Origin of the sequence: Sporosarcina contaminans (genome assembly GCF_042679045.1) — a bacterium.
Classification (GTDB): Bacteria; Bacillota; Bacilli; order Bacillales_A; family Planococcaceae; genus Sporosarcina; species Sporosarcina contaminans.
Genome location: NZ_JBHTLT010000100.1, coordinates 1 through 14,107 on the forward strand (window position 1 = coordinate 1; position 14,107 = coordinate 14,107).

The 14,107-nt window shown below is 39.8% G+C and carries 12 protein-coding genes, 1 pseudogene and 1 riboswitch; of the genes and pseudogenes, 8 read left to right on the forward strand and 5 right to left on the reverse strand.

What is annotated here, in order from left to right:
- Positions 1 to 339 precede the first annotated feature (339 nt).
- Together ACFQ38_RS12485 and ACFQ38_RS12490 are read right to left on the reverse strand one after the other, a co-directional pair.
- Positions 340 to 1,524: a hypothetical protein gene (locus ACFQ38_RS12485; RefSeq protein WP_381481234.1), complete on the reverse strand. Its 1,185-nt coding sequence runs from the start codon at positions 1,522 to 1,524 to the stop codon at positions 340 to 342.
- Positions 1,525 to 1,598: 74 nt separating this feature from the next.
- On the reverse strand, positions 1,599 to 2,354 hold the full coding sequence (locus ACFQ38_RS12490; RefSeq protein WP_336823761.1) for a hypothetical protein: 756 nt from the start codon (positions 2,352 to 2,354) through the stop codon (positions 1,599 to 1,601).
- Positions 2,355 to 2,760: 406 nt separating this feature from the next.
- On the opposite strand from ACFQ38_RS12490, the gene ACFQ38_RS12495 reads away from it, so the two are divergent.
- Together ACFQ38_RS12495 and ACFQ38_RS12500 are read left to right on the forward strand one after the other, a co-directional pair.
- Positions 2,761 to 4,032, forward strand: coding sequence for a helix-turn-helix domain-containing protein (locus tag ACFQ38_RS12495; RefSeq protein WP_381481236.1), 1,272 nt, complete (start codon positions 2,761 to 2,763; stop codon positions 4,030 to 4,032).
- A 5-nt stretch (positions 4,033 to 4,037) separates the two neighbouring features.
- Positions 4,038 to 4,160, forward strand: coding sequence for a hypothetical protein (locus tag ACFQ38_RS12500; RefSeq protein WP_336823763.1), 123 nt, complete (start codon positions 4,038 to 4,040; stop codon positions 4,158 to 4,160).
- A 137-nt stretch (positions 4,161 to 4,297) separates the two neighbouring features.
- Here the strand turns inward: ACFQ38_RS12500 and ACFQ38_RS12505 are convergent.
- A pseudogene (locus tag ACFQ38_RS12505) lies at positions 4,298 to 4,441 on the reverse strand (IS3 family transposase); the annotation flags it as partial.
- Between the two features lie 205 nt (positions 4,442 to 4,646).
- On the opposite strand from ACFQ38_RS12505, the gene ACFQ38_RS12510 reads away from it, so the two are divergent.
- From ACFQ38_RS12510 to ACFQ38_RS12525, 4 genes are all read left to right on the forward strand, one after another.
- Entirely contained in the window at positions 4,647 to 7,604 is a 2,958-nt protein-coding gene (locus ACFQ38_RS12510) for an S-layer homology domain-containing protein (protein ID WP_381481239.1), read from the forward strand.
- Positions 7,605 to 7,895: 291 nt separating this feature from the next.
- The gene (locus ACFQ38_RS12515) at positions 7,896 to 8,321 is read left to right on the forward strand and encodes a hypothetical protein (protein ID WP_336823765.1); all 426 of its coding nucleotides are present in this window, start codon (positions 7,896 to 7,898) and stop codon (positions 8,319 to 8,321) included.
- Positions 8,322 to 8,345: 24 nt separating this feature from the next.
- A complete protein-coding gene (locus ACFQ38_RS12520; RefSeq protein ID WP_381481241.1) occupies positions 8,346 to 9,119 on the forward strand; it encodes a hypothetical protein in 774 nt (257 codons plus the stop codon).
- Positions 9,120 to 9,189: 70 nt separating this feature from the next.
- Positions 9,190 to 9,948: a hypothetical protein gene (locus ACFQ38_RS12525; RefSeq protein WP_381481242.1), complete on the forward strand. Its 759-nt coding sequence runs from the start codon at positions 9,190 to 9,192 to the stop codon at positions 9,946 to 9,948.
- A gap of 40 nt (positions 9,949 to 9,988) precedes the next feature.
- Here the strand turns inward: ACFQ38_RS12525 and ACFQ38_RS12530 are convergent, their stop codons facing one another.
- Positions 9,989 to 10,633 carry a response regulator gene (locus ACFQ38_RS12530; protein ID WP_381481244.1) on the reverse strand — a complete coding sequence of 215 codons (645 nt, stop codon included), beginning with the start codon at positions 10,631 to 10,633 and terminating at the stop codon, positions 9,989 to 9,991.
- A gap of 59 nt (positions 10,634 to 10,692) precedes the next feature.
- A riboswitch (cyclic di-GMP riboswitch) is annotated at positions 10,693 to 10,776 on the reverse strand.
- A 392-nt stretch (positions 10,777 to 11,168) separates the two neighbouring features.
- Between ACFQ38_RS12530 and ACFQ38_RS12535 the strand changes: the two genes are divergently transcribed.
- Positions 11,169 to 11,816, forward strand: coding sequence for an SIMPL domain-containing protein (locus tag ACFQ38_RS12535; protein ID WP_381481246.1), 648 nt, complete (start codon positions 11,169 to 11,171; stop codon positions 11,814 to 11,816).
- A 166-nt stretch (positions 11,817 to 11,982) separates the two neighbouring features.
- On the opposite strand, the gene ACFQ38_RS12540 is transcribed toward ACFQ38_RS12535, so the two are convergent.
- Positions 11,983 to 12,912, reverse strand: a complete 930-nt coding sequence (locus tag ACFQ38_RS12540) for a polysaccharide deacetylase family protein (protein WP_336823770.1) — start codon at positions 12,910 to 12,912, stop codon at positions 11,983 to 11,985.
- Between the two features lie 870 nt (positions 12,913 to 13,782).
- Here ACFQ38_RS12540 and ACFQ38_RS12545 point away from each other — a divergent pair.
- Positions 13,783 to 14,055 carry a DUF4190 domain-containing protein gene (locus ACFQ38_RS12545; RefSeq protein WP_381481248.1) on the forward strand — a complete coding sequence of 91 codons (273 nt, stop codon included), beginning with the start codon at positions 13,783 to 13,785 and terminating at the stop codon, positions 14,053 to 14,055.
- The last annotated feature ends 52 nt before the right edge of the window (positions 14,056 to 14,107 follow it).

Here is a 14,107-nt window from a genome sequence, read left to right on the forward strand (position 1 = left end):
ATATCCGAATTCAAGCGAAACTAAACAGCCAATCGCCGGTTGAATACCGACTAAAGGCTGCTTAGAAGGTGTTTTATTATTGTCTCAAAAACGACAGGCAGTGCCAATGTGATCGGCTGAGTTTTTTGAGCAGAGTCATTGAGGCAAGTTATGCAAATGTAATCGCCAATGGCCGTGCTGCTCTTTTTTGCTTGGCACTATTGAATCCGAGACGAATTAGCTAATTTTTCTGTGTTACCGATCTCCATAGAATCGTTTTATGTTTTTATAGCTCAACAACAGAAGCCAATCAATTGAGAAGTTTCAATTACAAATATTTAAAGGACAGAATATTTGTTCTCACCGAACAAAAAAGTCATAGGAAGTGATTTGTTTACCTTTCTGTTTGGCGTATGTGTACATGGAGTCAATGTCTTCTATTGTTAATTTATTTGTTCGTTTTTGTGAGGATAGGTCGTAAGTGTCAATTACGTGAGATCTTGTTTTCTCATCACCCGCATCTGCGTCATAGCGGAAAACGTATAAATTGCCGTCTTTGAAGAAGGTTTGCTCTGCCATGTATGGAGATGCCTCATCGATGCCTTCGATAAAGAAAGAAGGCTCAACGGTGTTAGTAATGGTATTGTATAGGTGAACTTCTCCTATACCGTCCACATAATACAATATGCCATTATGAATGGCGGATGCGTTTCTAAGATTAAATGGAATGCGCAGCCTGTAATCTTCGGCATCCTTAAACGTGAAGAATGGAATTGTGGTGACGCTTTTTGTCTGTTCGTTAACCGCATAAATTTCGCTAGTTAGTTTTTCGGTATCGCTCATTATCATATAGTACATGCTGTTCTCTTTCAGAATAGGTGATAGGCCAAGACGTTCCCCAAGTGGACCGAGGGATACGATTTTTTCGATCTCGATGTCTCTTTGGAGCGGCATTCGTTGCAATGAAATTTCCTCAGATTCCTCAGATTCATCCGTCACCATGAGCAGTTCTCCGTCTGCAATGCCGGACATATGTAAATAATATGGAATGGACATGGTGTCAAAGCCGTTTTCATCGCCGAATCTAACTCTTGAGGAGTAGCCGCCATCTTGGGTAAAGCCAGAATTATTCACACTATAAAATAGTCCATCTTGAAAACCCGTCACCTCCCCAGTATGCTCTTCAGTTTCCATTGGAAATGTCTTCAATCCCGTAGAATTTATCAAAAATACATTGCTCCGATCCTCCATAAAAAATGCGTCGTTTGTTGCAAGAACGGTGCCTAACTCTAACCCTTCCATTTCGTAAATATCCGTATCACCTTTATTGTCAACGAACACGGCAAAGCTCAGTCCGTCACGGTTCATATCCTGATCGGCAGTTGTGGAGAAATATAGTATCGTTTTTGTAGTCTCGATAAGCTGTGGGGGTAATGTTTTGTAAGATAATGTAGAAATAGAAGATTGCCGGTTGAAAGCGAAAAAAGAAACGCAAATAATAGCGATCAAACAGATCAGTCCACCAATTAACCACTTTTTATTCATAGCTTTCCGCCTCCTAAGGGGAAACGGAACGAAGCACCATTGGAGTCGTGGGTATTGCTTCGTTCCGCGATACTTTAAATTTTGCGCTTAAGCTGTGTTTGCGGTGCGTCACGTACATCCCTTGGATATACGCCGAACCCTTTATCGACATCAAGGTCCAAGTTACCGTTCAGTTTGAATGCCGACCAAATCAACTTTGAACAGTTTTTAGCACCGTTATGGCCTGTATTGCGGTTGTTGGCGAAATTGAGCGAATATGGTTGACCAATTTGACTGTAAGCCCATGATGTGGCGTTATTTTTGTTGTTAAGGGTTGTTGATATCGATTTAACAACAGCCCCTTTATCTACCTTCCGAACGTTCGCTGAAATACTGCGAACGCCTGAAGGGTAAATTGATTCCACGATAACATTGCTGGAATAGTATAAACCGACATGCCCATGATTCACGTATGCGGTTGCGGAAGGGGTATAATAAAAATCCCCACGAGAGCTCGGACCGACGATGTAAAGCGCGGATCCGCCGCCACCTTGGATTTCCGCATCTTCAGAAGCAGAGTAATCTTCATATTCTTCGGATAGTTGTTTTGCTTCCAAAGCTGCCATTTCATTTTGATTTTCAATCTCTTTATACATTGCTTCGTAAATTTCTTCCTCGCTCATACCGGTGGAAAGGACCAACTCTTCCACTTGTTCAGCGAGTTCTTCCGCTGTGACGCCGGGTTGCATGGAGACGATTTGATCTGCGTACGAGATGGTTGATGCTTGGACGGAAAACTGTGTACTACCAACAAGGAACCCTGCCAAGACAAATGTGACAACCTTTTTCATGATCTCTTCTCCTTTGGGAAGCCGGCTGGCCAGTCCGCCTTCTAATAGTATGTTGTCCAACATACTATTAGTATAGCATCTTGTATAGAATAGTTTAAATATTGGTTAAATACATAATTAATGAACTGACGTAGAGCGGGACGTGGAAGAAACGACATTTCATTTGTTTATTTGACAAAACAATTAGCAAATCAACCTATTGAACAGCTATGAAATCGGGGAGAAAAAGAAAAAGTTAATAGAAAAAAATAGATCGTTTCTTCTATATAAAGGAAGGAAGAATCATTTGTCTATCGGCAAATCAAATTTTAAAGTTAGAATATATGTAATTATTAAATTATTTACTTGAAAGTATATGAGCTTTTCATTACAATTAAATGTAAGAAGATGGATTGGAGGAAATTTTATGCATATCGGCATCCGAATCCGGAAATTACGGGAAGCAGTAGGATTGTCTCAAAAGGAGGCGAGTACCGGTATTATTTCCGCCTCCCATTATAGCAATATTGAAAGTGGACGTTTTGAGCCTTCTAAAGATGTTCTTGAATTGCTTGCCGATCGGTTTAACGTTCCAGCTCCATATTTGTACAAGCATCATACGCATGATTCAGAACTGCAAAGCGTATTGATGAAGTATGAACATCTGCTCAGAGAAAACATGGAAGATCTTCCCCGTTTTAAAGCAAAACATGCCACCAAATTTACGTACATTCCATCATTATCGCAAGAAGCTATCTATAACTTGTTGCAATACGCCGAACTGGTAAAAGCTGGCCAAATAACCGAAGCCCAGAAACACTACTCTACAGAAATTGCCCACATCCCCAGGAATTCAATTAAGACTCTTGGAACACCACTGAATGGAATATCCACATACATCTTAGGCTTGTATGATTACTTCAATAAACAGTATCTACAAAGCATAGAACAATTCAAAGACGCCCTTGAAATGATAAAAGATGATTATACAAGAGCGAAGATCTATTACAATATTTCACTCGCACTCTATCATTTATATGACTATGCCGAAGCACTTCAATATGCTTATAAAGCACAGCATGGGTATTTGGAGCTCCATGATTGGACTGCCACCGGCGATTGCTATAATTTAATTGCCGCTTTGTACTTGGAACAACAAAAATATGCTGAAGCTTTTCCACATATTAAAAAGGGATTGAGTGTATTAGGCGGACAAATAAACGAAACGACTGCAAGGCTTTATCACAATTTGGCGATTGTCCAATGGCATGAAAAAAACTACTATGACGCACTTAAAACGATTAACCAAAGCATAGAAATGAAGCAGCGATTGAATAGCTCCAATCTATTTGTATCGTACAAAATGAAACTAACGATATTGAACAGCATGGAAGACTTCATGGCAGTTGGGGAAATCATTAGGCTAATCCGGCGAATGCCATTGTCGGAAAGGGAATGCATGCAATTAAATTACTTTGAAGCAAAGATGTTCCATGCAGTTCATGAGTTCCAACGCTATGAACAGAGTATGCTGTTGTGCATCCGTTATTTTTATTCTCATGAAGAATGGAAAGAGTTGAAAGATGCGTCACGGCATATGGCACTCTATTATGCAAACCGAAAAAGATATAAGTTAGCACACGAATGCCAGACATTATGCATTGTCGCTTATGAACGACTCACAAGGGAAAGGAGGTGAAGGAATTGAAGAAGCGGATCATCTATTTAAGTTTTGCATTTGGCATTATGCTATGTCTTGCATGGAGCCCAGCTGATATCGAAATTCAAAATGAGCCAGATGTAGGGCCTCCGCATGTATTGAACTAATTCATAGTGTATTCGCCAGAAGTTGTCTATTGTTAAAAGAAAGTCAGCTATACAAGGTAAACTGTGCCCTTTGTAAAGGATTGCTGAAGCTACTGTCTGTATTTTACAGGCGGTAGCTTTTTAAAATTCCACTGACCTCAATAATAATTGTAGTACGTCATATATCTTATGGTTTCTTGCTTTACCTGTTCTAATGTTACACATTCTTTTATAGAGGTTTCATCTTTAAAATGCCCAAAGTACGATTCTTGGGATGCGTTGTCCCAACAGTTTCCTCGACGTCCATCTTATAAGGTACAGTTTAAGCGATATGCTGGATTTTTTTTATTTTTTATCTTTCCAGACAAATCAAATCCTGCTACAGTCCTATACATCAAGTTGCACAAAACTTCCAGTTAAATTATACTGATAATAGGTTAGTAAATTGCTATTATTACGTTAAATTTTGTGATAGAAACATAATTATATAAAGGGGTTGGGGGTTTAATGATGAAGAAACAGAGCTATCAAAAAGCATTCAAAGCGACATTGGCAACGGCAGTAGTTGGTGGAGCGTTTGTTGCGGCAGCGCCAGTACATACAAAGGCGGAAACGCCATCATTTTCTGATGTAAGGGATATACCAAGCCATCACTTTTACGAAGCGGTTATGAAATATTCTGCGGCTGGTATGATTAGCGGATATGCGGATGGTACGTTCAAGCCAGGCCAGAACATTACACGACAAGATGCGGCAAAGCTGTTGGCAATGGTATTGGATTTGGATACAAATAATGTGAAAGATCCGGGCTTCAAAGATGTGAGCAAGACGAATGCGTATTATAAATATATCGCTGCGCTTGTTGAAGAGGGTATCATTTCAGGTTATGAGGATAATACATTTAGACCGAATGATAGCTTAACAAGAGCGCAAATGTCCAAAATCCTTGTGCTTGGATTTGATTTGGAGGATCAGCCGATCTATCTTCCATTTACGGATATTAATGAAAGACAATGGCATATGGAATTTGTCCGCACACTTTATGCACATGATATTACGACAGGCACAACACCGACTACTTTCTCACCAAACGCATTTGTAACACGTGGTCAAATGGCTTCATTTGTTTTTAGAGGAGAAGCGTTTGTAACGCCAAAAGTAGATGAGGATCAAGTGGCGGTCGATGCAGCTGCCGACCAAATAAAAGCGGGTGCGGTCACAGTTTCTGGCGGCCCATCGGCAACTGCTCAAAACAAATTGGCAGCCGTCCAAAAATATGTAGATTCTCTCATAGCTGAAAAAGGCGTCACTGCAAAAGCAGCTGAAGGAAAAGAGGCAGGAAGCTATGTCGTAACCCTTACAAAAGGTGATTCGACAGCTGAAAAAACGATTGAAATGAAGTTTGACTATGCAGCAGATGATCGCTTCGTAACAGAAGTGAAGGCAATCAATGCGAAACAAGTCGAAGTGAAATTTGCGACTGCAGTTTCGAAGTCTTCTGTCTTAGATGGAACCAATCATGTACGAAACATTATGTTTACATCGGTATCCGGTTCGACAACGAACCCAGGAAAACTAACAGGTGTCCTATCCGAAGATGGAAAAACATTAACAATTACAGCTGACTGGATTTTTGACGGAGAATATGCGGTGAAAGCGACAGATGCCATTCAGGCGGCAAATGGCGGGAAGTTCGAGGAGTACACGGAGATCTTGAAGGCGAAGGATACGGTAGCACCAAAATTTGTATCGGGCTCCGCCACTGCGAAAACGTCAACGAATTCATTTGCAGTGCTATTCGATGAGCCAGTTAACGCAGCGGGTGTCATTGCATATGTCAATGATACAGTTGCTACAGTCACTAACGATCCGTCCAATCCGAACCGTTTAAATGTAACAGCAAGCAAACAAATCGAGGCTGGTACAACTGCAACGGTGAAATTGCTGAACGTGAAAGACTATGGCAACAATTTTGCATCTCCAAACCCGGTGGAAGCATCCATTAAAATTACTGCAGATACGGTAGCGCCATCTGTCAAAGATGTCAAAGTGATCGGCGAAAACCGGATTGAATTGACGTACGACAAAGAAATGAACATCGCATCCTTTACAGGAAAAGCGCGCCTTGTTCATTCGAACGGAACGATTACTCATTTAACTGCAGCTGCAGGCAAAGATGCGAAAACAGTTGTTTTAACAGGGACAAATGCATTTTATCAAGATAAATATAATGCAGTCTTGTTTGTCGATGCGGATGTGAAAGATACGGTAGGTAACAATGCCGAGCTGTATTCAACAAATGTAACATTGGAACGAGATACGATAGCTCCTGCGCTCATAAACGTTGAATACAAAGACGGAAAGATTGTAGCGAACTTTACGGAAGATATTGCCATGGGCAGATACAATTCAGTAACGGTTATCGACCAACGAACAGGAGTGGCTACACCGGTCAATCTGAATTACTACAACTCGCAAAACTCAACGATTACGAATAATATATTATCCATTCATTATCCATTACCGAATGGTACGTATCAATTGCGTATTCCAGCTAATACAGTAGTGGATAAAGCAGGCGTTCCAAATCCAAATGCGATTGCAACACAAACGTTTGTCGTAGAAAATGGAACTGTTTATGATGCTGTTCGTCCAGTTGTTACAGGGGTTACGACAGGTTCATTGCCAAACGGATCTTACTATGGCGAACAAGCTGCAACTTACACTGTTTCTGATGCGGACAGTGGTGTAAACTTGGATACCGTCCAAGACATCAATAACTATACTTGGGATAACAAAGCATTGCCGGTCGGTTCTTACGTTACAACTTCTATCACTGGAACGGCTGATCGGGCAACATCTGTGGTCGTGACAGTGCATGTTCCGTCATCCGGAATTCCGTCAACTAAAACGGCGCTATTTACTGTAAACAATATCCGAGACAATGCGGGCAACACAATTGCATCGCCTGGGGCAGGAAATGTAACATTCTATAGTGGAGTACAGCCAGAGCTGACTTATGCTTCAGTCAGTCCTGACGGGTCTTCGCTAATCTTAGAATTTAGTAACACGATCAGAGCATTGGATGCAAATGATCTTGAAATTACTTTAGATGGTCATATTTTAGATGGAAGCTCGATTGCTTCAATAGAGCGCTCTAGGACGGATGCTACATTTATAGCGAATATTAGAGCGTCAGTAGCAGATAACGTGCCGATTGATGGTAGAATTAGGGATGTCATTTACTTTGATACAAACGGAAATGGCAAATATGATTATGGCGATTATATTATCGAAGTAGTCGACTCATCTAAATATTCACGTGGCGCAAGAAACTCGGAATACGTTGACTTATACCCTCTTCGAAACAAATTAAGTGTCAGATTAGTTTATGATCGATTTTCACCTGTGCAAGATTATGAGGGCAACGAAGCAATCTTTAATCGAGATATTTATGTGAAGTAAAATTGATTTGATAAATTGGATAGGAATAAGGCTTTGTGGAGAGAAATCTCTGCGAAGCCTTTTTTGCATTCAATGGATTGTAATCTGTGGAGTAGACGATTTCCAATTATATCGCTGCCTCGTTAGACAAGCAATTACACCAAAGTAGAATACTACAGTAGACGAATTGGCCATTGAAAGATTACTCGTAAGAGGGAGGTTGTCCGAACTTAATGTACCTATACTAAGAATAGTTTGAAAAACATACAACTTTCTTTCAAATGGGGGAGATGAATTAAGAGGTGCAGAGCGATGAAGAAAGTATTAGGAAGTTGCATTCTATTAGTTATTTTATTAAGTGCAGGGACGACGATTTATGCATATTCAAATCTAACACAGAATCTCTATAGCTGGTATGAAGATGCGTTTCAGCAAAAAAGCGAGATTTTGGGAACTGTGACAGGAGTACAAATTGCAGATGGTTTAGCAGATTTCAACCAGTTTGTAACGGAATCAAAAAAATCCTTTCACACAGTCCTTGATATTCTGCGTGATGAAAGCATCAAGAATACACAAACAGATATCGAAATACAACAGGCTGAAATGGTTAAAGAGCTAAATGAAATCGTTGCAGACTTGCAGCAAGACAGCTTCGATGATTATATCAACGAGCTTAATATCGAAGCCGACATCACATTCGAAGTAGAACAGATGATAGAAGAACTATTGGATGAGTAAACGATAATCAAAGGAGAGAATTACATGCTAAAAACAGTTAAAGGAAAAGTCATTGCAGGAACAGTCGCGATTGGATTGCTATCGGGAGTAGGAGTTGCCCTCGGTGCAACAGATGCAGGGACACATTTGAAAAATTGGTATGACGCACAATTTACTAAATCGAGCAATCAAATTACCGAAGCTGTTGCAAACTACGGTGAGGGCAAAGTTGATGGGCTTTTGACTGAATATAATGGACTGAAAGAAGATGCGTCAAATAAAATTGGCGAGCGAGGGGAATTCGTTACAGCAGCAACGAACAAAGGAATTGAAGCTAGTGCCAGAAATCATATCGATTCGATAAAAGAGCAAAAAGCACATATCGAAAGCTATCTATCGAGCCAATTCAAGTCGCTTAAAGATTTTGCCGCAGGGTTGATTAATGAAACTGGCCAAAAAGCATTGGAATATGCTAATGAAGATTTAAAGAAACATGCAAATACAGCTGGAAGCGAAGCGCAGAAGAAAATGATTGAAGACGTTAAAGCGACGACAGAAAATGCAGTTAATGATTTAGAGGAAACCATTAAATATGCAAAAGAGGATCTTCAAGCACAGTTAGATAAAAATACAGATTTAACGATTGAAGAAATTAAGGCACTGATCGATGCGAAAATCGATGAGCTTCGTACAAAAATCACGCAGTTAAATAATAACTTGATAGCCGAACAAGATAAAATCATCACTATGGTTGGAAAGAGACTTCTATTGGAAGCTCAGGCGGAATTGGATGCAATCGTAGAAGGCATTAATAAATAATATCGCCGAAAGACAATAAGGACCTGCTGTATGGGGGTCCTTATTTACCTTGATCGGAGGGATGGTGTATATGAAACTTCCAAACATAAGCTTCAAAAAAGTATGTATATTATGTGCAGTATTATTACTGAGTATAGCGCTTGGTACTGGAATGAATAAGGCGTTCGCAGGTCAAAATATCCAAAGTTTATTTACGAGTTGGTTCATAACGAAAAAGGAAGCTTCGATTGAGCAAATCGACCAGGCGATAGCGAGTGAAAAAGAACGGCTCATGGGTGAATTGAGAGAGGCAATAAGAGAAGAAATATTGCGGGCAGATGCTGAATTGGCACAATTCACTGCGGAAGAAACAGCTTTACGAGTTAAAATGCTGCAAGATTATGCAGCAAATCTTCTTGGTGGTTTGCAGATTGATCTAACAGACGAGAAAGCAGCAATTATAGCAGACTTGGATGCCGCTCTTGCCGAAGCGATGGCACAATTAGACTATTATAGTAAAATGACTCCGCCGGTTTCCAATCCGAATCCGGGCGGTAGCAATGGAAATATGCCAGAGACAAATGATGATGCAGACGCAATTGGAGAAGAAGGAAATCTTGGGAAGGAGAAAGAAGAATCAGAAGAAACAGATGGAGAATTACTTGAGGAAGAGAAAGGCACTGCAGAAGGAACGAATCCAGATGCCGAGTTGGGCGAGGAAATAGATTTGCCTATAGATGAGGAAACAGATGAAGAAGATGACAGCATTCCAGCAGATGAAACAACTGAGGAAGAGGAACGTACTGAAGTTGAGGAGCCTATAATCGCTGTATTACCGATTGATCTATAAAATTAAAAAGCTTCGCGTCATTTGCGAAGCTTTTTTAGCATCAATTTGCCATATACGTTACTAATCCGATGGCATTTGCAAATAAGGCAGCATGTGTACGATCGGATAGTTCCAACTTTGAAAGAATTTGGCTAACATGTTTTTTCACTGTGTACTCAGTTATAAACAAGGCCTGTGAAATTTCTTTATTGGAATATCCTTTTCCTAATTTCAATAAAACCTCCATTTCCTTTGGTGTTAACTGTTCGATACTGTCGTATTGATTCGAATGCAATCGATGTGAATTGATTTTGAACTCAACAATACTACTATCGTAATATTTTCGACCTTTCTGGATGATCTGCAATGCGTGTAAGATTTCTTCCGGCAAGGCTTCCTTCAAAATTAATCCTTCTACACCGATCTCCTGAGCTCTCCAGAAATCTTTTTTACTAATGGAAGAAGTGAAAATGAGAAATTTGCCAGCATATCCTCTTTTTTTAGCTTCAACGATGAAATCCAAACCATACTCTTGTCCCAACTGTAAATCGACGATAAATAGATCAGGCTTAACTTTACTAAGTAGTTTCATTGCATCTGCATTATGATCAGCTTCCCCGACCACTTCATATCGCTGATCCGCCGCAAAAAGGGAAACTAACCCTTTCCTCATTACAGGATGATTCTCTACAATTCCAATACGCATCCGTCCATATCCACCTTTCCGTCAAAATAAAAACCCGAGTAGCTCGACAAAAGGTCGAAGTCTAATCAGGCCGGTTGCACCAGTAACTCCATACATCTTAGGTGCCCAAATAAGAGATGTATTTCATCGTTTCCAAATGTATTTAGTAACTATGTATAGTATATATAAAGAAAAATGAATACTTTGTCAGTTTATGGAGGTAAATTGATTCTATTTTTGTTTTTTTGGGTAGATTTTTATGATCAGATCAAATTGTTTAAAGTTTAAGTGGGCGGACTAAAGCAGTTTATTGACGGATAGGATTGATTAGTTCTATGCGGGGATTTTCGGACAATTATGAATGCAAACTGCGATATTCATCCCCCACGGTTAGTATTTATACCCCATTATACGTTGAAGGTTTTTGTATTTGATAGAGTATGAAGTCATATATTGTATTAATGAACTTTGTGGAAATGGCCATTGACTAGTTGTTTATTGACATTCTACGCTTCAAACGAATGCTTTGCCAATCAAACAAATGGAGGAGAAAGCTTTGTATTATCCGTATATTCATCAGCAGGTGAAAAAAACTTCCCGGCACATTACGGTTGTAGGAAACGGGAAGGTAGCGGTTGAGCCAAATGTTGCAACCATTCATTTGGAAATCAATACGCGAAGCGAAGAGCTGCAAGAGGCACAGCAGGAAAATGCGGCTTTGACGAATCAAGTAATTCAATCGTTACTTCGTTTGGGCGTGCCAAGGGAAAATATTCAAACAGTGGCTTATACGATTTTCCCTAGATATGATTTTCGTGATGGAGAACAAATTTTTCGAGGATATGAAGTGACGAATGCAATTGCAGTGACGCTAACGGATGTTCAGCAAGCGGGCGCTGTGATTGATGTTGCAGTTGCGAATGGAGCAAACAGGGTGACAAATGTAGAATTTTCAGTTGAAGACATTGAGCTCCATAGGCAGGAAGCTATTGTTAAAGCTTTAAAAAATGCTCAATCGAAAGCACGGACAATTGCAGAAACATTGCATTTGCAAATAGACCCTCAACCAGTCAACATCATTGAAGTTGAGAGAAGCGGACAGCCGGTCGCTTTCAAATCGGTCGCCATGTCGGATAGTACGACGCCGATTGAAGGGGGGCAAATTATGATCCAATCAACGATGAGAGTGCAGTACGAGTATTGAAATGTGGGAGTTGGATGCGTGTTTGTAATGAGAAACAAAAAGATACTATTTTTCTATAATTATTTTGGCAAGCCGATCAGGCTATTTCTGATTGGCCTGCCTTTGTATTTTATTTTGAAGGGGGAAGCTGTATAACCGTATCTTAGAAAGGCATCGGCACGAGTTGTCAATCAACCCTCTTTTCGCTCATCAGATCACTGACTGTACCAATTTGGAGATTTTTCGCTTTGATTTCCGTAAGCATTGTATCTAACCCTTTTACGACCGGATCAGTTGGATGCATGAGAATCATCGTGCCGTTTTCCACTTGAGATACAACTCGTCTCACCATTTCAGAAGGTTTCGGTTTTTTCCAATCGACTGTATCGACTGTCCATAAAATTGTTTTCATATTCAATTCGTGTGCGGCTTCAATTGTTTGCTGATTGAAGCTTCCGCTCGGCGGTCCAAACCATTTTGGCTGGACACCGATTGCTTGGTAGATGACCTCATTTGTCTTTTGGATTTCTTCTAAAGTTTCGGCTTTGGAGCGTTGCTGAAGGTCAGGATGGCTATACGCATGATTGCCAATTTCATGCCCTTCATTGTATATTAACAAAGCAATATCCGGATTCTTTTTCACCCAGCTACCGTCGAAGAAAAATGTTGCTTTCACTTGATGGTCATTCAAAATGTTGAGGATGGGCGGAATGAATTCATTTCCCCAGGCAACATTAATGAGCAAGGACACCATTGGCTTTTCGGGATTCCCTCTGAAGATCGGCTGAGGAGGTGATAGATCATCCAAATGGACAGCGGGCGGTACTTCTTCAAATACAAGTTTGGCATGATCGAACTTGCCGGCTTTCTTCATTTTATTGTACGAAGCTTTTACATCAATGCGCTGCCCATTGTATCCAGGAATCGCCTTCCAAACCCGATCGATTTTTGCATCGATCGGCTCAATATCAAATTGTTTGGCGTATAGCTGGATTTTTTTATAGAGCGTGTCGTTTTCCGAATCGGCACTGAGAGAAGTGGCATAGCTTACAAAAGTGGCGCTTCCGATTGCTGCGATCAAAACGCAAACGAGCATAATCCATTTATATGTTTTCAACTCAAGTCCTCCATCTATTCTGTTTGCTTTAAGATTCCCGATTTCATTGGATCAATACTTGGATATGTATCGTTCGTCGATGAAAGTGGGATTGGTGGGGATTAAGCGTCTATTTAATGGTGTTATGCGTTTTTGACGAGGCTTTTGCGTTTGGGGGATGGGTTATGTGTTTTTTGTTTGCTATAAGGAAGTTACATACATGCCTGTAAAAGTAGCCCGATGGGAAAGGGAATTATGTTGAATTTGGATAAGAGCAATGTGCATTGTTTAGTTTGTATTGTTAGGACACGTATAGCTGTCCAACGACTACATAGTGGACTGTTCTGGGTTTTGTCCCAGTCTTGATTTTATGAAGATGATTCGTTATCACTCATTATTCTTTTGTTTTTATTCTTGTAAAAGATGTACCATATAAAAAATATTAACCATGATCCAGTAGTGAAAGTAAAAGTAATATAAGGCGATGGAATATTTGTCAAAAACAAAAGCACAGATGCGATTACAAATGATGGAAAAAAGATAATAATCCATGTACGAAGTACCGGATTTTTAAAACTAACCTCAAAACGTTTTTCCATATAGTATTCAAACTCCTCTCTGTCTTTAAAAGTAGGATCGTATGTATTATATCAAACATAATTAAATAGTTGTAAAAGAATAAATAGACTTTCAATTGATTCGTTAAGCGTCTTTAACGGGTTTATGCGTTTGAAGTACTTACATATGCTTTATTATGGCTTTTGAATATGTTCAAAAGATGGAGGTATGATCTATCGTAAATATTCTGAATTTTGTTGATGGGGGTATTTGTATGTGATACGATACCTTTGTAAATTGAATTCCAATTCGCATACGGGAAGGGGCAGAAAAATGGACAATGAGTCACAAACAATTATTGTAAAAAGGGATGAAAGCAATGGTTTGGCAATCGCGGGAATGGTTTTAGGGATTATTGGAGTTATTTTTAATATTATACCGTTTTTTCCTTACTTTTTAGGAATCTTGGCAATCGTTTTTGGACTAATTGGTTTAAATAAAACTGTCGGTAAAGGAATCGCGATAGCTTCACTCATTTTAGGAGTACTTACACTCGGATTTAAAGTATTATTTTGGATTGGTATTTTCGGATTAAGCAATCTTTAATCGTTTTGGTAGAAAGGGGCTGTCCAATAAGTCCCTAAAATAGAACAGGTGG

Bases quoted from the DNA above. Each gene is read 5' to 3' on its own strand.
- ACFQ38_RS12495 (WP_381481236.1), top strand. From the start codon at position 2,761: ATGCATATCGGCATCCGAATCCGGAAATTACGGGAAGCAGTAGGATTG.
- ACFQ38_RS12515 (WP_336823765.1), top strand. From the start codon at position 7,896: ATGAAGAAAGTATTAGGAAGTTGCATTCTATTAGTTATTTTATTAAGT.
- ACFQ38_RS12520 (WP_381481241.1), top strand. From the start codon at position 8,346: ATGCTAAAAACAGTTAAAGGAAAAGTCATTGCAGGAACAGTCGCGATT.
- ACFQ38_RS12545 (WP_381481248.1), top strand. From the start codon at position 13,783: ATGGACAATGAGTCACAAACAATTATTGTAAAAAGGGATGAAAGCAAT.
- ACFQ38_RS12525 (WP_381481242.1), top strand. From the start codon at position 9,190: ATGAAACTTCCAAACATAAGCTTCAAAAAAGTATGTATATTATGTGCA.
- ACFQ38_RS12485 (WP_381481234.1), bottom strand. From the start codon at position 1,524: ATGAATAAAAAGTGGTTAATTGGTGGACTGATCTGTTTGATCGCTATT.
- ACFQ38_RS12510 (WP_381481239.1), top strand. From the start codon at position 4,647: ATGATGAAGAAACAGAGCTATCAAAAAGCATTCAAAGCGACATTGGCA.
- ACFQ38_RS12490 (WP_336823761.1), bottom strand. From the start codon at position 2,354: ATGAAAAAGGTTGTCACATTTGTCTTGGCAGGGTTCCTTGTTGGTAGT.
- ACFQ38_RS12530 (WP_381481244.1), bottom strand. From the start codon at position 10,633: ATGCGTATTGGAATTGTAGAGAATCATCCTGTAATGAGGAAAGGGTTA.